18 protein-coding genes are annotated in these 20,012 nt (G+C 53.9%); 15 read left to right on the top strand and 3 right to left on the bottom strand.

Going from position 1 to position 20,012, the window contains the following annotated elements; all coding sequences use genetic code 11:
- Positions 1-7: 7 nt before the first annotated feature.
- Positions 8-1,366: a radical SAM protein gene (locus AAFJ72_RS15955; protein WP_432774700.1), complete on the bottom strand. Its 1,359-nt coding sequence runs from the start codon at positions 1,364-1,366 to the stop codon at positions 8-10.
- A 171-nt stretch (positions 1,367-1,537) separates the two neighbouring features.
- The gene (locus tag AAFJ72_RS15950; RefSeq protein ID WP_432774697.1) at positions 1,538-2,728 is read right to left on the bottom strand and encodes an ISL3 family transposase; all 1,191 of its coding nucleotides are present in this window, start codon (positions 2,726-2,728) and stop codon (positions 1,538-1,540) included.
- Positions 2,729-3,211: 483 nt separating this feature from the next.
- On the opposite strand from AAFJ72_RS15950, the gene AAFJ72_RS15945 reads away from it, so the two are divergent.
- Positions 3,212-3,607, top strand: coding sequence for a hypothetical protein (locus AAFJ72_RS15945; RefSeq protein ID WP_432774695.1), 396 nt, complete (start codon positions 3,212-3,214; stop codon positions 3,605-3,607).
- Between the two features lie 70 nt (positions 3,608-3,677).
- Here AAFJ72_RS15945 and AAFJ72_RS15940 read toward each other — a convergent pair whose 3' ends face one another.
- Entirely contained in the window at positions 3,678-5,216 is a 1,539-nt protein-coding gene (locus tag AAFJ72_RS15940) for a glycosyl hydrolase family 28-related protein (RefSeq protein WP_432774694.1), read from the bottom strand.
- Positions 5,217-5,416: 200 nt separating this feature from the next.
- Here AAFJ72_RS15940 and AAFJ72_RS15935 point away from each other — a divergent pair, with 200 nt between their 5' ends.
- Genes AAFJ72_RS15935 through AAFJ72_RS15870 form a run of 14 tightly spaced genes read left to right on the top strand, consistent with a single transcriptional unit; the run spans position 5,417 to position 20,011 of the window.
- The gene (locus AAFJ72_RS15935) at positions 5,417-6,400 is read left to right on the top strand and encodes an NAD-dependent epimerase (RefSeq protein WP_122905296.1); all 984 of its coding nucleotides are present in this window, start codon (positions 5,417-5,419) and stop codon (positions 6,398-6,400) included.
- The gene (locus AAFJ72_RS15930) at positions 6,393-7,673 is read left to right on the top strand and encodes a nucleotide sugar dehydrogenase (protein ID WP_432774692.1); all 1,281 of its coding nucleotides are present in this window, start codon (positions 6,393-6,395) and stop codon (positions 7,671-7,673) included. Before AAFJ72_RS15935 ends, AAFJ72_RS15930 begins: the two co-directional genes overlap by 8 nt.
- A 44-nt stretch (positions 7,674-7,717) precedes the next feature.
- Positions 7,718-9,604: a polysaccharide biosynthesis protein gene (locus AAFJ72_RS15925; protein WP_432774690.1), complete on the top strand. Its 1,887-nt coding sequence runs from the start codon at positions 7,718-7,720 to the stop codon at positions 9,602-9,604.
- A gap of 5 nt (positions 9,605-9,609) precedes the next feature.
- Positions 9,610-10,614, top strand: a complete 1,005-nt coding sequence (locus tag AAFJ72_RS15920; RefSeq protein ID WP_432774689.1) for an LCP family protein — start codon at positions 9,610-9,612, stop codon at positions 10,612-10,614.
- Between the two features lie 30 nt (positions 10,615-10,644).
- Complete coding sequence (locus AAFJ72_RS15915; RefSeq protein WP_432774688.1) at positions 10,645-11,382, top strand: YveK family protein; 738 nt, start codon at positions 10,645-10,647, stop codon at positions 11,380-11,382.
- Positions 11,379-12,068, top strand: coding sequence for a CpsD/CapB family tyrosine-protein kinase (locus tag AAFJ72_RS15910; protein ID WP_432774686.1), 690 nt, complete (start codon positions 11,379-11,381; stop codon positions 12,066-12,068). Before AAFJ72_RS15915 ends, AAFJ72_RS15910 begins: the two co-directional genes overlap by 4 nt.
- Before the next feature lie 30 nt (positions 12,069-12,098).
- Positions 12,099-13,520: a flippase gene (locus AAFJ72_RS15905; protein ID WP_432774684.1), complete on the top strand. Its 1,422-nt coding sequence runs from the start codon at positions 12,099-12,101 to the stop codon at positions 13,518-13,520.
- Positions 13,517-14,293, top strand: a complete 777-nt coding sequence (locus AAFJ72_RS15900) for a CDP-alcohol phosphatidyltransferase family protein (RefSeq protein WP_432774682.1) — start codon at positions 13,517-13,519, stop codon at positions 14,291-14,293. The genes AAFJ72_RS15905 and AAFJ72_RS15900 overlap by 4 nt, the downstream gene beginning before the upstream one ends.
- On the top strand, positions 14,290-15,006 hold the full coding sequence (locus AAFJ72_RS15895; RefSeq protein ID WP_432774680.1) for an NTP transferase domain-containing protein: 717 nt from the start codon (positions 14,290-14,292) through the stop codon (positions 15,004-15,006). The genes AAFJ72_RS15900 and AAFJ72_RS15895 overlap by 4 nt, the downstream gene beginning before the upstream one ends.
- A 2-nt stretch (positions 15,007-15,008) precedes the next feature.
- Positions 15,009-16,268 carry an O-antigen ligase family protein gene (locus tag AAFJ72_RS15890; RefSeq protein WP_432777206.1) on the top strand — a complete coding sequence of 420 codons (1,260 nt, stop codon included), beginning with the start codon at positions 15,009-15,011 and terminating at the stop codon, positions 16,266-16,268.
- Positions 16,177-17,403: a glycosyltransferase family 4 protein gene (locus AAFJ72_RS15885; protein WP_432774678.1), complete on the top strand. Its 1,227-nt coding sequence runs from the start codon at positions 16,177-16,179 to the stop codon at positions 17,401-17,403. The genes AAFJ72_RS15890 and AAFJ72_RS15885 overlap by 92 nt, the downstream gene beginning before the upstream one ends.
- Complete coding sequence (locus AAFJ72_RS15880; protein ID WP_432774676.1) at positions 17,369-18,382, top strand: polysaccharide deacetylase family protein; 1,014 nt, start codon at positions 17,369-17,371, stop codon at positions 18,380-18,382. Before AAFJ72_RS15885 ends, AAFJ72_RS15880 begins: the two co-directional genes overlap by 35 nt.
- The gene (locus AAFJ72_RS15875; RefSeq protein ID WP_432774675.1) at positions 18,366-18,986 is read left to right on the top strand and encodes a sugar transferase; all 621 of its coding nucleotides are present in this window, start codon (positions 18,366-18,368) and stop codon (positions 18,984-18,986) included. Before AAFJ72_RS15880 ends, AAFJ72_RS15875 begins: the two co-directional genes overlap by 17 nt.
- On the top strand, positions 18,983-20,011 hold the full coding sequence (locus AAFJ72_RS15870; protein ID WP_432774674.1) for a GNAT family N-acetyltransferase: 1,029 nt from the start codon (positions 18,983-18,985) through the stop codon (positions 20,009-20,011). The genes AAFJ72_RS15875 and AAFJ72_RS15870 overlap by 4 nt, the downstream gene beginning before the upstream one ends.
- Position 20,012 lies beyond the last annotated feature (1 nt).

Genomic DNA, 20,012 nt, shown 5'->3' with positions numbered 1-20,012 from the left:
ACCTGTGTTACACCGCAGACTCTTGGTAAAGTAGTTTAATAAAATCTTCCATGTTTTCTTTATACGGAGGACAGGGGCGTCGTCCGTGCTCAATTCTTATTAAAGGACAACTGGTACCATGGCATATCGGGTGAACGTTACACGACTGGCACACTTTATCGGAAACTCCATCATTTGATACCCATTGACTAAATCTTGGTTTGTTAATTTCTATGAGGCCGTTTTCCAAAAGCTTGCCCACTTGATTAGCAGGCAGATCAAGCGCAACTGTGCATTTGTAGATAGTTCCATTCGCACCAATAACTAAATTGTTTGGCATACTTGCGTAACAAACGCTATCTGGCAAAATAGAAGATTTAGCGACAGTAGATTTTAGCCCCTTTTGCAAAGCTAGCTTTGAATTCTTGATTTTAACATCGGTTGCTTCCTTGGATGTACAAGTGGGCAGTATCGGATCGTTTGGGCCGCCCCATTTGCCAACGGGATGAAGCATTAGACTGAACCTTCTGTCATTTGAAAACGAGTTGGCTAACTCGTCGATAAAATCTGGAATAACTTCGCTGTTAATGCGATCAAAGTTTGTTCTGATCGTAACATTTACATTAACCTCAGACTTCTGTATGGCTAGAAGATTGTCCATTATTTTTCGGAAAGTACCTTGTCCACCTTTTAAGACTCGATTCTTATCGTGAAACTCCTCGGAACCATCAATGGTTATTTGATAATCAATTACCCCTAAGCTGTGGAACTCCCGCACTCTGTCTATACTTAACAAATAGCCGTTGGTAGTCATGGCGGCACGATAACTAACGTTATGAGTAGCGCATATTTTCACCAGCTCTGTCGACACATTTTTAATTACATCGTATGCGATCAATGGTTCTCCACCAAACCAACTTACTGTTAGAGAATCCCATCTGTGGATATTGCTCGACACCCATTTTATTAATCCAGCCTGTAATTCTGTTGGCATTGAACCCCTTAAAAACTCTTCATAACAGTAAACACACCGAAAATTACATTGCTCTGTAGGCAAAATAATCAGTGACATATCCCGCGATGATTTTTTTTCATTTAGTTGATAACGAGTAACAGATAATTCATTTATGTTGTTTGGTACAACGAACCCCATGTTCAACAGTAGCTCTTCAGAATCTCTAAGCATGACTGGATTCTTATAGTAATCGTGCAAAGAATCAAATGAAAACTTTGAAGTAATCAACTTGCCTGTCAAGGAGTTGTAGAGTAGGTACTTTCCGTTTGTATCTTCACTAGGTTCAATTTGAAAATTATACCGTGACCAATTTACTATTTCTTTTTCGGTTTTGATTTTTTCCGTGCTGCGATTTAAAGCTATAGGTTCCAAAATACCACCTCCAATACTTATTGGCTTTTATTTTTGTTATTTTCAATAAATTCCTTTTTGATAATGTAGCATAACTATCGACCTCTATCAAGAAAATATTTACATTTATGTATATGTTTAGCTCTTCACCATAAAACGTGCTTGATCTCCCTCTATCGCAGTTTTTCGTAGTTATGTAGCCGGTTTACACTCCAGTCTAATGCGAATCTTGAATCTCTCTAGATTGCGGTAGCCGTAGGCTCTTCGTTTGATTACCTTCACTTTGTTGTGTGTCCCTTCAATCTTGGCATTCGTTACCCGAAAGGAAAAATAATGCTGAATGGGCTCTTGCCACTGGACAATCGTTTTGGCAATGGAACGAACCGCAGGAGTCGGAGAATAGAGATGGTCGACAATCCATTTCTGAAGCGCTTCCTCCCCTGCCTCTTGGGTTTCAACGGCATACACGGTTCTTATGTCTTGAAGCGCAAAGTAGAGTCGTTCCAGATGTGGATCTTCTGCTAACCAAATCTTCAGTTCCTGAAGCTCTTCGGGCTTCAGCTTGTCAGGGATCGTATGGAGCAGGCGTTGCTCATGTCTGCCCCGACGATGTGTTCCACGAGCATGAGTGCGTTTTCGGGTAGCTTCCAACGCTTTAGAGAAAAGCTGGATCACGTGAAATTTATCTGCTACCACAAGGGTATGCTTCCAGACCTGGCGTACGGTTTCAGCCATTCCTGGAGCCAAATCCGTGACAACTACATGGGGAGCCTTACGAAAAGGCCATTGCTGCAGCGCGTTTCGTACTTGTTCACGTGAACGTCCTTCTGTGACTTGCCAGATATGACCGGTTTGAGCATCCATGAGGTTCACGCCATACTTATGTCCTTTTTGCAGAGCAAACTCATCCAGACAGACCACTTCAGGAGCTTCATGTTCTTTTGGTTGAGCAAGGCGTTGGGGGGCCAGTTGGTAGTACCAGCGTTCAAGTGTCGAGTAGGCCACACTCAATTGCTTGGCAACCGAGAGCAAATCCCGACTGTGGCACATATCCACCGCCATCTCTTGAAAAGCAGAGGTGACGGATCCTCGAGGCGGGATACCGTTCCATTCCACTGTCCATGTAAGCCCACAACTCGCACAGCGCTGGCGATACACGGGAACGGATACCCAGACGGTCCCCCAAGCAGGAACGAAACGATGACGAAGAATACGCCGTCCAGGACGGGCATGGTTGGTACTGGCTCGGAGACAGATCGGACAAAGATAACAAGCAGAATGCGGTTCCAGAAGAGCGATCCAATCCGTTTCCTTTGTTTTTTCCCAATGTGTGAGATGGAATGATGGAAGTCTGATAAAGTCTGTGCTAAAATCAAGGCACAACGCAGATTTCCTCCTTTTCAGTGGTTGTCTCGACAACTCCCACGATAAAGGAACATCTGCGTTTTTTCAATGTCTAGCACGGGTTATGGTGATGAATCATATGTTTGATATTTTTTGTCGAAAAACCAACAATTTGGTTATTGTTCAACTCCTATTGCCATTAGCGCACAGAACGCAGCAAATTGCCTCCGTCCGGGAACGATGGCAGTTCATCATAACCAACGGCTGCCGTGTTCATGAAAATACGGTGTCTCTATTGTGGATCAGCTTCATCCCAAAACATAGGAGGGAGCGCGTCGCTTTGGACAGTTCAACGCAGTCCGCGACATGAAGGGGCACGCGTGCCATCCCGCTGTCACGCGGATATCGTGCGGGGGAGCAGGAGGAATATTCAACATTTTCTGTCAAATTCGTTGCCGAAATATTCGGCAGCATATATGCTATAGGATAGATTGTGGCGATAGCTGGAAGGGGACCAGGAAAATGAATCCGCTTGCGAAAAAGTATCAGCAAATCGATGACCAGCTCGTGTTGTTCAACGAGGAGTATTACTTGAGCGTGGAGAAACTCGACATCTCCTCCCTGACACAGGAAACGAGAGAGGTGCTGTTCAACCACCTCTACGATTTCGACAGCAGCGATATGGAACTGGAAATCGACGTGTCCGAGGAGGACAAAGGAGTTTGGTACCTGCAACTGCTCGTACCGCATGTGCTGACCTTGCCGGAAGCAGCGAAAAGACGCATCGAGAAAGGCGCCGAGCAGTTGGCCCGGCATCTGGCAGAACAGGTAGGGGCGACGAGCCAGGTGCGTCTGCAAAACGAGGAAATTTATGAATATGTAAAGCGGTACAATCCGGATTTGGAGCGGATCGCCTAGTAAAAAAACATCTCTTCTGCCCTGTGCAAAACCAGGGAGGAGGGATGTTTTTTTCGGGGAGAAAGTTGTGTTAACTTTTTGCAGTCTTGGTCGCCAGCCACGTGCAGGCGGTCTTGTTTGTCGTGGTCGCGACCCACTCGCACGGCTGCCCGTTGACAGGCGTAATCAGCCGGAGTGTATCGCCTTTGATCCCTCCGTATTTAACCGACGAGCTGGGAGGCGTACTGACGTAGACGATTCGCTCGTTAATCGCCACGTTGGGGAGATAGGAAGAGTTGTCAGAGCTGTAGCCGCTCGTCAGACTGACGGGGACGGGTACGTTTTTCATGGACAGCGTGATTTTGTCTGAAGTTTTGTGGTAGAACATTTTTCCGCTGACCTGGCTGAAGTCTCCACCGTCTATCGTGAGAAAAAGCGGGTAGGACCCGGTGCCGTACAGGGCGATGACGTGATGGGAGCCGGAGTAGCGGTTGTTTTCCAGATAAACGTGCCCGCAGCGGTTTAGATACAGGTTTTGCCTGAGGCGCGGATCGAACGAACAGTTGCGGACAGTAACGACCCTCTCGGACGGGACATCCCATGGATCGAGGCTGAGTGCGTAGCCGTCAATGACGGTGGCCGAATCGACTGCCTCGAAGCTGCAGCCGTCAAACACCAGCCCGATGTTGTCGTAGTCGACGGAAAGACCGCTGCCAACCGTTCGGTCCGCACCTTGTGCAGTCGTGTGCAGGACCCATTTGCAGTGCGCGAAAGTCATGTTTCGCATGAAATTGACGCGGTTTTTATTGCTGGCAGAGGTGTAGAAGGTGGAGGCGCTGATCGTGCCCGTCAAGCAGCTCAGGCTGAAGCTGTCCATGGAAACGAGCTGGCTGCCCTGCACGACAATCGGTGCGGACGGATGTCCTTCCAGATCGAGCTGCTGCCGACAGTGAATATTGCTCAGGTTCACCAGCATCGGATGACTGCCGTCGTATGCTTCGTTCAGTTCTACTTCAAACCGGTCGCACAGGACGTTGACCGCGTTCAGCCGTTCCAGTCCGCCTGTTACGGTAATGTCCGAACGGGTGCGTTTGCGCCCGTCACTGTAAAAATCGCAGATCGATACCGAGCGGACGTAGCAGTTCGTTTCTCCCGCGAAGTAAAAATGGTCGGCTACCCCGTCGGTGCACCAGATGTTTTGCAACAGCACGTAGTTGAGATAGCTGTCAGGCCCGTCGCCGCGAATGTAAAAGTCGGCGGAGTGCTCGTAGGCGTACGGGTCTTGCGGCACAGGATTGGTGCGTGCATTGGAGTCGATTTTCAGATTGGACACGACAAATGAATCAGCGTCCCCGCCCGCAGTGGTGATCGAAAACAGCCACCGCCAGTCTGCTGCCGTTGAATTGGCTTTGCGCTTCAATACGGAAAAGGGACCGGCACCTTGCATCACCAGGCTTTGGCCTTCGCCCAGTGTCACGGCCAGTCTTGCAGGTTCAATGAGGTAGGTTCCCGGCGGAAAATACAGCGGGAGTTGCAGCAGGACTGCCGCTGCCAGAGCGTTTGAAAGCGCTTGCGTATCATCGCTGACCCCGTCCCCCCTTGCGCCAAACATCTTCACATCAAGCATCATGCGCGCATTCCCTCCATCTTTTCAGTTCACCACAAGATTGTCTTTCTTTCATTTCATTCAAAAACGAGAAAATGTTGACAGCCATTGTGCAAAAAAGGCGACCGCTTGGCCCAGGGCATGCGCGTATCCAGCCACCTCTTTCATCCTGCTGGCATATTTGTCCTAGAACCTCCGTATGAATAAGCAAAGAGGTGGAAAGTATGTCGATTCTAGTGACAGGCACTGCAGGATTCATCGGATTTCACGTGGCAAAAAGACTTTTGGAAGGAGGGGAAGTCGTATGGGGGGTGGATAATTGCAACGATTACTACGATCCCCGTTTGAAAGAAAAAAGATTGGAAATGCTCCATGCGTTCGAACGGTTTCATTTTTATAAAGCAGACATTGCCGATCAGGTGACAATGGACGAGTTGTTTCGCAAAATTCAGCCGGAACGCGTCATCCATCTGGCGGCACAGGCTGGTGTCCGATACAGCCTGGAAAATCCTCATGCCTACACAACCTCCAATATCACGGGCTTTCTGCACATCCTGGAAGGCTGCCGGCAGACGGGCGTCAAGCATTTGCTCTACGCTTCGTCCAGCTCTGTGTACGGCGGCAACAGGAAGCTGCCTTTTTGCGAGACAGACCCGGTCGATGAACCGAACAGCCTGTATGCCGCGACGAAAAAGGCCAATGAGCTGATGGCGTACACGTACAGCCACCTGTACGGGATTCCCGCGACAGGAATGCGCTTTTTCACCGTGTACGGACCGTGGGGACGCCCGGATATGGCGCTGTACACATTCACAAAGGCGATCTTGGCGGGAGAGCCTGTCCGCATTTTCAACCACGGCAAAATGATTCGGGATTTCACGTACATTGACGATGTGGTCGAGGGAGTCCACAGACTCATGGAACGGCTGCCTGAGCCGCAGGACGGCAAGGCGCCGCACCAGGTGCTGAATATCGGGAATCATCAGCCTGTCGAGCTGCTTCAATTCCTGGCGATTTTGGAACAAAAGCTGAACAAACCCGCAAACCGCCACTACATGCCCATCCAGCCGGGAGACGTGCCGACTACTTTTGCCTCTGTAGATGCCCTGTATGCGAAAACAGGCTTTCGTCCCCATACGCCAATCGAAGTAGGCATCGCCCGCTTTGTCGATTGGTATCTCGATTACTACGGTGATGCCCATGCGTAAAAAAGTAGGAGTCGTCGGGCTCGGATATGTCGGATTGCCTGTTGCGGTCGCTTTCGGGAAAAAGGTGCCTGTCATTGGCTACGATCTGGACGCAAGGCGAGTAGCCGCGCTGCAGGAGGGATGGGACGAGACGGGAGAGCATACGGCGGAGGAACTGGCGCGCACGAGCGTAACCTACACGGACGATCCCGAGAAGCTTGCAGCGTGCGACTTCATTATCGTCACGGTGCCAACGCCTGTCGACGAGGCCAAACGTCCTGATCTGAGAGCGTTGCTGCTCGCCTCGGAAACGGTCGGGAAGCATATGCAGCCGGGAACGATTGTCGTCTATGAATCTACGGTGTATCCTGGCGCGACCGAAGAAGTGTGTGTGCCAGCATTGGAGCGCGCGTCCGGGAAGCGCGCAGGCGAGGACTTTTTTGTCGGCTACTCGCCCGAGCGGATCAATCCCGGGGACAGGGAGCGCAGGCTGGCCGACATCGTCAAGGTCGTCTCCGGCCAGAACCAGGCGACCTGTGATGAGATTGCCGAGATGTACGCTTTGGTAGTAGAGGCGGGCATCTATAAAGCGTCCTCGATCCAGGTTGCAGAGGCCGCCAAGGTCATTGAAAACACGCAACGCGACCTGAATATCGCCCTGATTAACGAGTTGGCGATCATTTTTGACCGACTGGGAATCGCGACAGCAGAGGTGCTGGAAGCAGCCGGAACCAAGTGGAACTTCCTCCGCTTTACACCGGGGCTGGTCGGCGGTCACTGCATCGGGGTCGATCCGTACTATTTGACCTACAAGGCCGAGAGTGTGGGGTATCATCCGCAGGTGATCCTGGCGGGACGCCGCATCAATGATGGCATGGGAAAATTCGTCGCTACTTCCCTGGTCAAGCAGATGATCTGGCGCAACATCCCGATTCAAGGCTCGCGCGTGACGATTCTGGGCATGACCTTCAAGGAGAATGTTCCGGACATTCGCAATAGCCGGGTGATTGACATCGTCAACGAACTGCGGGAATTCGGCGTTGAGGTGCAGGTGACTGACGATCTGGCAGACCCGGCGAAGACGTGGGCGGAGTATGGCATCAGACTTCGGGACTGGGACGATTTGCAGCCGGCCGACGCGTTGGTTTTGGCGGTTCCGCACGCGAAGTACGTGCATCTTGGCTGGGGGGAGCTGTCGTCCTTGCTGCATGGAGGTTGCGGCGTGATCGCGGATGTGAAGAGCGTGCTAAATCTAAAAACATGCCCGTCTGACATCGTGGTCTGGCGCTTGTAGAGGCAGCCACGATTGCGAGTGCAGACAATCTGGAGCGGATGCATATGAGCTACCGGAAGCGAAGATTCTGGTTAAGCTTGTCGGACGCAGGAATCATCGGTATAGCTGTTTGGCTTGCCTGCCTGGTTCGATTTGATTTTTCCTTTACAGAAATAAGCGATTATCAGCCTGTCTACCTGATCGTCGGACATGTACTGTTCGTTTTGGCGGGCATGCATGCGGCTGAGTTGTACCGTCCCGTTTACCGCTACGTCAGCGCAAACGAGCTCGTCTCGATTGTCAAGGCGACAAGCTTGTCCATTCTGGTGCTCAGCTTTTGCTGGAACAATCTGGGGCAATGGCTGTTTGTGTCTGCACGGATTCCGCTTTCCCTGTTTTTGCTTACGTGGATGTTTGTGCTGATGGGGATGACAGGTTCGCGCTTCGTCTGGAAATGGTGGAAGGAGGAACGGGAAAAAAGGAGTCAGGACCGCAGGCGGACACTGATAAGCGCGGGTGTGCTGGTCGCAAGGGAGATGAGACAGTCGCCCTTGTCGGAGCAGCGGCCGATCGCTTTCATTGATGACGAGCCCGGCAAGCAAAACTTGCGGGTGTACGGCTTGCCCGTCGTCGGAAAACGGGAGGACATCCCGCGCATCGTGCAGCGGCAGGCCATCTCGGATATTGTCATCGCCATGCCGTCCGCTTCCCGGCAAACGATCCGGGACATTTTTGACATCTGCAAAACGACGAGAGCGAGCGTCAAAATTTTGCCGCACGTCTCGGATATTCTCAACGGAAAAATCAGCATGAGCATGATTCGCAACGTCAGACTCGAGGACTTGCTGGGACGCGAGCCAGTGGAACTTGATCTGGACGAAATTTCCAATTACTTGCAGCATCAGGTCGTGCTCGTGACAGGGGCCGGAGGTTCGATCGGCTCGGAGCTGTGCCGGCAGATTGCCAGATTTGGCCCGGCGAAGCTGCTTTTGCTCGGGAATGAGGAAAACGGCATCTTTGAAATCAGCCTGGAGCTTGGGCGATTGTTTCCGGAGCTTGCGACGGTCAGCCTGATCGCGGATATTCGCGATCGGCAGCGAATGGCTGCGATCATGGGCGAGTACCGCCCGGCCGTCATTTTTCATGCGGCAGCCCACAAGCATGTGCCACTGATGGAGCAAAACCCGAGCGAGGCGTTGAAGAACAATATTTTGGGAACGAAAAATGTCGCGGAGTGCGCACTGGAAGCAGAAGCGAAGCATTTTATCCTGATTTCGACCGACAAGGCGGTGAATCCGACGTCTGTGATGGGCGCGACCAAGCGCGTCGCCGAGCTTTTGATTCAGGGCTACAACCGTTTCGGGCATACCCGCTTTGCAGCCGTTCGCTTCGGCAACGTGCTCGGGAGTAGAGGCAGTGTCGTCCCGATTTTTCTTGAGCAGATACGGGCTGGCGGTCCGGTGACGATCACACATCCGGACATGGAACGGTTTTTCATGACGATCCCGGAAGCAGCCCAGTTGGTGATTCAGGCTGGCGCGCTGGCGCAGGGCGGAGAGATTTTCGTGCTCGACATGGGCAAGCCTGTCAAGATCGTCGATATGGCGATGGATCTGATCCGCCTGGCTGGTTTGGAGCCGGGAAAGGATATTCCGATCGTCTACACGGGGATTCGTTCGGGAGAAAAGCTGTATGAAGAGCTGCTGACGGCGGAAGAAGAGTTGACTTCTACTTGCCACGACCGGATTTTCATCGGCAAGCCGCTCGACTTTTCCTGGAGTGAGCTGATGACAGCCATTTCCCGCCTGGAGCAGCTTGCGAAAAAGGGCGGGATTGTCGAGGACGATCCTGCGATTATTGAAATCCTGCAAGGAATCATTCCGAATTATCAATCTTCCTCCCAGCCGAAAGAAGAGGCGAAGCCAGTACCGTATTCGGTAGCGACGGGATGATGGAGATGACGAGGACCAGGAAAAAGAAGTGGAGACGTCTCTTGTTGTTTTCAGGGATCGCTTGTCTCATCGCCGTGGGAGGGTACGTGGCCTATGTGTACGTGTCGCTGCAAGAGACGGCAAAGAGCATGTACGTCCCGATCCGGACGCAAAAGTCGCTTTCGTCCTCTGCGCTTGCGGCATCGTCCGGGCAGCAGACGCAGTTCTCGCCTTCGCAGCAGGAGCCAGTGCCAGAAAAAGCGCAGGAGCCTCTCACGGTGCTTGTGCTCGGAATTGATGAGCGGGAAAACGACAAAGGACGCTCGGATGTGATTCTCGTACTGACGGTCAATCCAGAGAAAGAGTCGGCGCTTTTGCTCAGCATCCCGCGGGATACGCGCGCACAGCTTGCCGGGACGAAGACGATGGATAAGATCAATCACGCCTACGCTTTTGGCGGGCTGCAGCAGGCCGTGGACACGGTGGAGCAATTCATCGCGACTCCCGTCGATTATGTCGTGGCAGCCAATATGGAAGGCTTTGCCGGGATGATTGACGCTTTGGGCGGAGTAGAGGTAGACAATCAGTTCACTTTTACCTACGCAGATTACGACTTCCCGCTCGGCCCCATCCATCTGGACGGCCAGCAGGCGCTCGCCTATGCGCGCATGCGCTACGAGGACCCGCGCGGCGATCTCGGCAGAAACGAGCGGCAGCAGTTGCTTTTGAAAGCATTGATGCAAAAGAAGGCGGCTTTGGCGTCTCCCGCCACGTTGAACGAAGTGCTGGAAACGTTGGCCAAATACGTGAAGACGAACATGACGTTTGCCGACATGAAAAGGCTTGTTCAAAACTACAGCACAGCCGTATCGAGCGTGGAGACGATCCGGATGGAAGGAAAGGGCCAACTCATCAACGGCATCTACTACTACATCGTCAGCCCGGAAGAGCGGCAAAAGCTGATCGAGCAGTTGTCTGCCTTTCGCAAGCTGACGAACGGCCCACAGTCAACTGCCGAAACAAGCGAGTGACAGCCTGGAGGGGCGAAGGGGGGAGCAAACATGAATGAACCCGTGAATCTGCGGGAAATGTTGTTGGTCTTGTCCAAACGCTGGGGCGTGATCTTGCTGGTCACTTCCATTTTTACAATCGGGACGGCGCTCATCAGCTTCTTTCTGTTGACGCCGATCTATCAGGCCAAGACGGAAATTTTGGTGAATCGCTCCTTGAACGCGAATCCGGAAGGGGTATTGTCCGTAGCCGAGATTGATTCCAACCTGAAGCTGATCGAGACGTATCGGGTCATTATCGAGAGCCCGCGGGTAATGGAAAAGGTCGTGGAAGCGATTGGACAAGGGGCGAGCATGGAGTCGCTCTTGCTGCACACGAAAGTAGAGCCTGTCAAAGATTCGCAGGTGATTTCCATTACGGTGGAGGACCCCGATCAGGCGCGAGCCGTACTGATCGCCAATACGATTGCCAAGACTTTTCAGGAAGAAATCGTCAACATGCTGAGCATGAACAACGTGCACATTCTTGCAGAGGCGCGGCACAACCCGGCGGCAAAACCAGTCAGTCCGCAGCCTGTCCTAAACTCGATCATCGGCTTTGTGCTCGGGCTTGCTTCTTCCATCGGCGTTGTGTTTTTCATGGAGCATCTCGATACCCGTTTGCGCTCGGAAAAGGAAGTGGAGGACTATTTGGGACTGCCTGTGCTCGCCACGATTGCCGTCATTGACAAAAAGTCGAAAAAGCTTTTTCGGCAAAAAAAAGATGGAGGGGGTGAAAGGCGAGTATGAGAAGGCAGAAGCATGATGATCGTTATCAAAAGCTGATTGCGCATTGGGACCCGCTCTCCCCGCTGGTGGAAGGCTACCGGACCTTGAAGCTGAACATTGCGTTTTCCACGCAAGACCAGATGCTGCAGACGATTTTGGTGACAAGCCCAGGGGCGTCGGAAGGGAAGACGGTAACAGCAGCCAATCTGTCGCTGATGATGGCAAAAGATCGGCGCAAGACCGTATTGATCGATTTCGATCTGCGCAATCCCCGTATCCACTTCACGTTTGAAATGCCGAATCTGTACGGGGTCAGCTCCTATATGAGCGGCATTTGCCCGTTTTCTGACATTGTCCAGGACTCAGGGGTGCCCGACCTGTTCATTGTGACAGCGGGACCGATTCCGCACAGTCCGGCTGAGCTGTTGGGAACGCCGCGTCTGTCGGAATTGCTGGAGCAGTTGCGCAACCATTTTGACGTGGTGGTCATGGACAGTCCTCCGCTGATCGTGAGTGACGCGATGGTGCTGGCCAGGGAAGCGGACGGGTGCGTGCTCGTGGTCGATGCCGGCAAGACGAGGCGGGACCCGGCGGTTCGGGCGGTCGAGCAGTTGAAAACGGCGGGCGCCAACCTGCTCGGGGTCGTGCTGAACAACAAAAAATTGGGGAAGCGGGAAGGCTACTACGGTTATGGCTATGTGGAATAGTCCAGTCAGAAACGGGGGCGACTAGCGCCGATGAACGCCCTCAAGCTCGGGTGGCACAAGCAACTGGCCAAAGTGTGCGGCAACCGGGATGTACGCGAAGTGCTGCACGGTTCTCTGATTACGTTTTTGCTGCGGTTGTTCGGCTTCGTGTTGCTCTACACGCTGCAACTGTTTATTGCCAGGGAATACGGGGCCGGCAATCTGGGTGTTTATTCGCTTGCGATCACCCTGCTCAATATCGGAATGGTGCTGGCGCTGTTTGGCACCGACACGGCGATGCTCCGTCTGCTGGCCGAGTACCGCGCGCAGGGAGCGCTGGCGAAGGTTCGGCAGCTGTTTGGCAAAGTGGCGCTGTGGACGTTTTGGCCTTCCCTGCTGCTGTCCGTGCTGTTCCATTTGTTTGCGGAGCACATCTCCCACCTCGTGTTTGCCGGAGAACTGCCGGCCGGGACACTGCGGGTCATCGCCTGGATGCTGCCGTTCGTCTCGCTCGGCAGACTGTACGCCTCGGCTTTTCGCGCGCTGCACCGCGTGACCGCATCCGTGATCGTCGACACTGTCGGCATGCGCTTTTTGCACCTCCTGTTTCTGCTTGTCGCCCTGCCTTTGTTCACTCCGACCTTGCAGCTTCTGATCGGCCTGTTCGCAGCCGCCGTCATCCTCAACACGTTGTACGGCATGGGCAAGTGGCATTTTCTGTCCAGGGACATGCGGGCGGGCGACCAGCCGCTGGAGCAGGAGGCTGGTGCGGCCATCAGCTTCCGCTCGCTTTGTACGCTGGCGCTTCCGATGTATTTGAGCGCCTCGATGGAATTGGTGATGAGCTGGACGGACACGATTATGCTGGGGATTTTTACAAATGCCGAGACGGTCGGGGTGTACAGTGTCGTCCTTCGGCTTTCGATGGTGACGAACTTCGCGCTCATTTCGATCAACACGATGCTTTCGCCGAAGTTTTCGGAGATGTACGCCCGCGGCGATCTGGACGGGCTGCGGAAAATGATCGCATTTGCCAATCGGCTCATTTTCTTCGCGTCTGCACCGCTCAATTTGCTCGTCGCCATCTTCGCCGCACCGCTGCTCGCGCTGTTTGGCGATTCATTCGCCGCAAGCAGTCTCGTCCTGGTCATCCTCTGTCTGGGACAGTTCATCAACTTTTCCTCGGGCAGCGTGATCCCGCTCTTGACGATGACTGGCCATCAGAAGACATCGCGCAATATTCTCGTTTTTTCTGCCTTGCTGAACCTTTGCGGAAACGGCCTGTTGATCCCCTGGCTCGGCATTACGGGAGCAGCTATCGCCACCGCGATCAGTCTAAGCTGCCGGGATATTTGCGCTTCGTATTGGGCTTATCGCTATTTCGGGTTTCGCACGTGGTATATTCCGTTCTTCCCTGAAAAAAATTCCGTCTTGCAACGAAGACGAGGTCATGAAGAAGGTGGCATACGGTGAAAGAAGACTTGTATCCGAGCATGTTTTGGGACAGCGAGAAGATTCGGAATTACCGGATTCAGGTGCAAAAGCCATGGGCTCGCGAGGAATTTTGGTCGTACTATTTCTCCAGGCGCATTTCCATTTACTTGAGCCTGTATTTGGCGAAAAAGCAGCGAGTCTCGCCGAATGCGATTACGATTGCGGGAATCGTTGTCGGGCTGATCGCTGCTGCCGCCTTCATGTACGGATCGGCGGCTGCCTTTTTGATCGGCTGTTTTTGCTATCAAATGTGCTATCTCGCTGACTGTGTGGACGGGGAAGTTGCCCGCATGAAAAATCAAAGCAGCAGGGGCGGCGTCTGGCTTGATATTGGGCTGAACTACTCGCTTTATCTCGTATCGTTTGCGGTGATCTACGGGGTCGCCAAAAGCCAGCCGACGCTCGGGCCTTATTTGATCTATTTGATTTTGTTTACGATTTTTACGGAAATTTTGGCGACAAATGGCTCGGATCTCGCCTTTGGCAAGGGGAAAATCTCGCAAGAAACCGTCTCCATGCGCAAGCGCAGCAAGTGGGTCGATGCCGGAGTCTTTTTGTTTCTCACCCAGACTGGCTTCCAGAGCGGGGTGCTGATTGCGGCAGTGATGTGGGCGATCAGCGGCCAGCATCAGTTTCTGGATGTGTGGACGGCCTATCACTTGCTGGTGGGACTCCTCAGAGCGCTTTACAAGCTGAAGCTGAACGTCAAATATGTCATGGCATCAAGGCAAGAGGGAGGGGAGAGCAGATGAAGGCTCTGCTCATGGCGGCGGGACTCGGCTCGCGGATTAGCGGGAAAATTGACGGGATTCCCAAGTGCACGGTTGACATCGGGAACAAGGCGTTGATCGAGAATACAATTGCGGAGTTGAAGCGAAAAGGCATCGACGAGATCGCGATTGTGGTCGGGTATCGCGCTCATGTCATCACCAGTTTGCTTGGCAGCGAAAACATTCGCTTTTTCCACAACCCGTTTTACGACCGCACGAACAGTATCGCCTCGCTCTGGTTTGCCCGCGAATTTCTCACGGGCAGCGACTGCCTGTTGTTCAACGCGGATGTGTATTTTGAGGAAAAAGTGCTGGACGTCGTACTCCAGGAGACGAGAAGTCCGGTCATGTTCGCGGACCCTTCGCGCAGGGCGGAGGGCGACTACAAATTCGGCTATGCACACGGCCTGCTGCACAAGCACGGAAAAGAGCTGTCGCTGGAAGAGACGACAGGCGAATACATCGGCATCGCCCGGCTGCACGAGGGGTTTCTGCCGATTTTCCAGGAACGTCTGCAAAGGCTGATCTGTGAGCGGCAGCACGATTTATGGTGGGAAAACGTGCTGTACTCCTTTTTGGGCGAAAGAGACGTGCACGTGGCGCAAATTCCGTCGGGGCTGTTTTGGGCAGAGGTAGATACATGGGAGGATTACAGGCGGATTCTTCATTTCACGAATCATCTGGCCCACATGTGAGGATGGGCAACGTGAAGCTTTCGCTGGACAAGGTTCTGCTGTTCCTCTACGTACTCCTGAAGCCCTTCTACCTCTTCCCGAGCGGAAACCCGCAAATAGCGGATTTCATCATGCTGCTTTTGATTGCCTACACCTTTTTGTTTCGCGTCAACCAGTTGCAGCGCAAATATTTGTTTTTCGTCCTGCTGACCCTGGCGTTTTTGTACGATATTTTGCTGGTCAACGGCCTGTGGGCGATTGCGCTCGGCGGTGAAATGGAAGTGTTCGAGTCGACGAAATGGTACTTGTACAACGGAGCCGTCCTGCTGACTGTCGTCGTCCTGTGCCAGAGCGAGCCGCGCGAATATGTGCAGTGGCTGTTCTGGTCTGTCGCCTGCTCGCTCGCGGTGCAGACGCTTGCGCTCCTGCTCGGGCTGGCGCCTGGGGAGCATGATTTCCGCCAGTCGCTGTTTTTCAACAATCCGAACCAGCTCGGGTATTTCGGCCTGCTCTGCCTGGGGATTTGCCTTTTTGGTGCGCGGTTCTTTCCCGTCCGAGCCATCTATTTGTTCGTGGTAATCGGCTGCTCACTAAGCGTGATCGCCGCGTCCCTGTCCAAGGCAGCGATTGTGAGTGCGCTCTTGATGTATGCGGTCTTTCTGTTCGTTTCATGGAAGGAGCGGACAGGGCTGTTCTGGAAAAACGTCGTCTGCGTGCTGGCCTGCTTTTTCCTGCTCTTTTGCCTCTCTTTGTACACGAATGAAAACGTGCTGCACAATGCGACGATTTACACGCAAGTCAAGGAACGGCTGGAAACGCTGGGAGAGGATTCTGACGACAACCTGGCGTCGAGGGGCTACGACCGGATCGTCAACCACCCCGAGTACATGGTTTTCGGGGCAGGCGAGGGGCAGTACGAACGGTTTGACAGCAGCATCGCCCTCGAATTGCACTCCACGGTCGCCAATCTGTTTTTCTCGTATGGCATTGTGGGTACGCTGTTGTTTTTTCTGCTCTTGTATGCCGGGGTGCGCGGGCATCGGTTCTACTCCTGGTATCCGCTCTTTTTTCAAATCGTGTACGGTTTGACGCACAACGGAATCCGCGAGACGTTTTTCTGGATATTGCTGGCGCTCTATTGTGTGACAGCCGGGATGAGTGCTGACTCAATCAAAAATGGCGGTGACTTGCATGGGAAAAATTTTGCAAATATGCGCAATCGACCAAACGGTGGAAAGTCTGCTCTTGCCGCTCATCCAAAAGCTGGCGGAGGAAGGCCATGAAGTGCATACGGCGTGCACAGACACCGGGCGTTTTCCGGCACTGCGGGCCAAGAGGCTCATCCTCTGGCCGATTGCGATCAAGCGAAAAATCGAGCCGCTCTCCAACCTGCGCTCGATATGGGCGCTGTATCGGCTGATGAAACGGGAGCGCTACGACGCCGTGCACGTCCACACTCCGGTTGCGGCTGTGCTGGGCCGGGTGGCAGCGAGGCTTGCGGGGGTCAGTCCGGTCGTCTACACGGCGCACGGCTATTATTTTCACGATGGCATGCGCCCAGGTGAATATCGGCTGTACTACGCCCTGGAAAAGTGGTTCGCGAAGCATTTGACAGACTATTTGCTCTTGCAGAGCAGGGAGGACTACGAACTGAGCGTGCGGGACGGCTTTTTGCCCCCGGAGCGCATCATGCACCTTGGCAACGGGGTGGATGTCGAGCAGCGGTTTCATCCGCAGGCGGTGTCGCCGGAGGAAGCGATGGAGGTACGTGCGGCGCTTGGCATCGGTGCGGAAGATCTGGTTATTGTCTACGTGGGACGAATGGTTGGCGAAAAAGGGATTTTCGAGCTGGTGGAGGCTTTTTCCCGACTGGCGCGAGAGTCGGCCCGCGTGCGGCTTTTGCTGGTGGGGGACGTATCGGCCAGTGAACGGGATCAGCGCGGCCAGATGCTGCAGCAGCAATGCCGGGAACATCCACAGATCGTCCTGACAGGCTTTCGCCGCGACATCCCGCAACTGCTCGCCGCAAGCGACATCTTCGTCCTGCCTTCGCATCGCGAAGGCTTGCCCCGCTCGATTATCGAAGCGATGGCGATGGGCAAACCGATTGTCGCCACGAACATACGCGGCTGCCGCGAAGAGGTGACGGACGGGGTAAACGGGATTTTGGTGGAGCCGAAGCAGTCCGAACATTTGTACAAGGCGCTGAAAAAGCTCGCCTGCGATTCGCGGCTGAGGGAAGCGTACGGACAAAACAGCCGCTATCTGGCGGAGAAGCATTTTAACGAGCAACATGTACTCGCAAGGCAGGCCGAGCTGTTTGCAACACTGCTCGCTGCCAGAACAGAGCCGCTCTGCACGGAAAAGGAGGTTGACGAACGGCTTGGGCACAACAGGAGCATTGGTCATATCCCTTGATTTCGAGCTGTATTGGGGCGTTCGCGACAAAAGGACGCTCTCCGACTGCGAACAAAACTTGCAGGGGGCTCGTCAGGTGATCCCGGCCATACTGGAGCTGTTTCACAAGTACGAGATTCACGCCACCTGGGCGACGGTAGGCTTCTTGTTCTGCGAGACGCGCGAGGAACTGATCGGCACGCTGCCGAACGAACTGCCGGACTACGCCGATCCGAACCTGTCGCCGTATCGCTACGTGCTGTCGGGAGCGCTTGGCGCGCGCGAGCAGGTGGACCCGTATCACTACGCCCTTTCGCTGATCCGGCTGATTTCCTCCTGCCCGCACCAGTACATCGGCAGCCACACTCACTCCCACTACTACTGCCTGGAGCCGGGGCAAACCGCCCGAACGTTTTCCGAAGATTTGGCCGCTTTCAAAAAAGTGGCGCGCAAGAAAGGGTACGCCCCGACCAGTATCGTCTTTCCGCGCAATCAGTTTACCCCCTCCTATCTGGCTGTCTGCAAAAAGCACGGGTTCACCGCGTATCGCGGGAACGAGCGGTCGTGGATGTACAAGGCGGGTTCATCCGCGCAAAACATCTTGCTCAAACGGGCGTTGCGCCTTGTCGACGCCTACGTCAATCTGAGCGGGCATCACGCGTACGAGACGCTTTCCACAAGCCAGGAAGGGCTGGTCGATGTTCCGGCGAGCCGATTTTTGCGGCCGTATTCGCCGCGGCTGCGCTGGCTGGAAAGCATCCGGCTTAAAAGGCTTCAGCGCGATCTGCTTTATGCAGCCAAAAACCGCCGACTGTACCATCTGTGGTGGCACCCGGAAAACTTCGGCAGCCACCTCGCGGAAAATCTTCGGGTTCTGGAGCAGTTGCTTCAATATTATGCGAAGCTGCGCAGCCAGTACGGGATGCAGAGTCTGAGCATGGAGGAAGCGGCTGTGCGTTGGACCAAGCAAATGGAGGGACGGCATGAAGTTTCTGTTTGATCGCCTGGTCGCTTTTATCCTGTTAATCGTCTTATCGCCTCTATTACTCCTGCTGTCGATTCTCATTCGCTGCAAGCTGGGCGCCCCTGTCTTGTTCGTCCAGGAGCGGCCGGGACGGTACGGAAAACCTTTTTTCATTTATAAATTTCGCACGATGACCAATCAGTGCGACGCATCGGGACAACTGCTACCGGATGAGCAAAGGCTGACTCCGTTTGGCATGATGCTGAGAAAGTACAGCCTGGATGAGTTGCCGCAACTGTGGAATGTGCTGCGAGGCGATTTGAGCCTGGTTGGCCCCCGGCCCTTGCTCATGGAATACTTGCCGCTCTACACGCCCCGGCAGATGAAGCGGCACGAGGTGCTGCCGGGCATTACGGGCTGGGCGCAGGTCAACGGAAGAAACGCGCTCACCTGGGAGCAAAAATTCGAGCTGGACATCTGGTACGTGGAAAATCACAACTTTTGGCTCGACCTGAAAATTTTGCTGCTGACGATCAAACGAGTTTTGCAAAAAACGGGAATCAGTCACGAAGGATGCGTCACGATGGAAAAATTCACCGGGAGCAAAACAGGCGGAGCTTGCCAGGAGGGAAATGCGTGAGTTTGATCGTGCTTACGAATCAGGATGACTGGACTGCTTGTTTGCGGCATTTCGCGCATGCAGACATTTCCTATGCAAAAGAATACGTAAGCCTTTACGCCGAAAGGGAGGGGGGCGTGCCGGAGGCGGTGTTTTTTTCCCAAGGGGACAGCCGGATTTTTTATCCCTACCTGGTCCGCTCCCTTGACGCACTCCTTCCGGGGTATGCGGATATTGTCTCCATCGGGTACGGCGGTCCGTGCCTCTCTCCCATGACGACAGGCGTAGAGGCGTTTTCCGCACAGTTTTCCGCTTATTGCCGCAGCAAAAACTACGTGACGGAAACGGTGCGCTTTCATCCGCTGGAAAAAAACGCCGAGCTGTTTCGCGGGCTGATGCGGCTGGATCTGGTGCGGACGACCGTTGCTGTCGATGTCCGGCCGCCGCTTGCGCAAATTCGCGCGCAATACAGCAAAAACGTCAGGCGCAACATGAAAAAAGCGGTCGCCAACGAGGTGAGCATCGTGGAAGAGAGCAGCGAAGACGGCTTGCGGGCGTTCATGCAACTGTACCGGGAGACGATGGAGCGAAACTTTGCCGGACCAGCCTATTACTATGACACTGAATTTTTTACAGGACTCATGAAAGAAACCGCGTTGTGCAAGCCGCGTCTCCTGCTCGCTGTGCACGAGGGCATGGCTGTGGCAGGCGCGATCATGCTCTGCGGAAGGCGCTATGCCCACTACCAGCTCGGGGCTTCGCACAAGGCGGACATGCCGCTCGGGATCAACCATCTGCTGTTCGATGCCATGATTCAGCGGGCCAAGGAGGACGGGCTTGCGTATTTGCTGCTCGGCGGCGGCAATCGCGACGGGGACGGCTTGTTCCGCTTCAAGGCGTCGTTTTCCAAAACCAATCATGCTCCGTACTGGATGGGCAAAAAGGTTCACGACGAACAGGCTTACCGGGTGCTATGTGAAAAAACAAAGGCAGATCGCGCGGGGGACGAGTCTTTTTTTCCGGCCTACCGGGCGCAGGGAGGGTAAC

Origin of the sequence: Brevibacillus gelatini (assembly GCF_050920745.1) — a bacterium.
Lineage (GTDB): Bacteria > Bacillota > Bacilli > Brevibacillales > Brevibacillaceae > Brevibacillus > Brevibacillus gelatini.
Note: the sequence above shows the minus strand (reverse complement) of the source record. Positions and strands in the feature narration are given on the sequence as shown.

Excerpts from the sequence above, each read along its gene's own strand:
- AAFJ72_RS15945 (WP_432774695.1), top strand. The coding sequence starts at position 3,212 with ATGAATCCGCTTGCGAAAAAGTATCAGCAAATCGATGACCAGCTCGTG.
- AAFJ72_RS15940 (WP_432774694.1), bottom strand. The coding sequence starts at position 5,216 with ATGATGCTTGATGTGAAGATGTTTGGCGCAAGGGGGGACGGGGTCAGC.
- AAFJ72_RS15935 (WP_122905296.1), top strand. The coding sequence starts at position 5,417 with ATGTCGATTCTAGTGACAGGCACTGCAGGATTCATCGGATTTCACGTG.
- AAFJ72_RS15930 (WP_432774692.1), top strand. The coding sequence starts at position 6,393 with ATGCGTAAAAAAGTAGGAGTCGTCGGGCTCGGATATGTCGGATTGCCT.
- AAFJ72_RS15925 (WP_432774690.1), top strand. The coding sequence starts at position 7,718 with ATGAGCTACCGGAAGCGAAGATTCTGGTTAAGCTTGTCGGACGCAGGA.
- AAFJ72_RS15920 (WP_432774689.1), top strand. The coding sequence starts at position 9,610 with ATGACGAGGACCAGGAAAAAGAAGTGGAGACGTCTCTTGTTGTTTTCA.
- AAFJ72_RS15915 (WP_432774688.1), top strand. The coding sequence starts at position 10,645 with ATGAATGAACCCGTGAATCTGCGGGAAATGTTGTTGGTCTTGTCCAAA.
- AAFJ72_RS15910 (WP_432774686.1), top strand. The coding sequence starts at position 11,379 with ATGAGAAGGCAGAAGCATGATGATCGTTATCAAAAGCTGATTGCGCAT.
- AAFJ72_RS15905 (WP_432774684.1), top strand. The coding sequence starts at position 12,099 with ATGAACGCCCTCAAGCTCGGGTGGCACAAGCAACTGGCCAAAGTGTGC.
- AAFJ72_RS15895 (WP_432774680.1), top strand. The coding sequence starts at position 14,290 with ATGAAGGCTCTGCTCATGGCGGCGGGACTCGGCTCGCGGATTAGCGGG.
- AAFJ72_RS15890 (WP_432777206.1), top strand. The coding sequence starts at position 15,009 with ATGGGCAACGTGAAGCTTTCGCTGGACAAGGTTCTGCTGTTCCTCTAC.
- AAFJ72_RS15885 (WP_432774678.1), top strand. The coding sequence starts at position 16,177 with ATGGGAAAAATTTTGCAAATATGCGCAATCGACCAAACGGTGGAAAGT.
- AAFJ72_RS15875 (WP_432774675.1), top strand. The coding sequence starts at position 18,366 with ATGAAGTTTCTGTTTGATCGCCTGGTCGCTTTTATCCTGTTAATCGTC.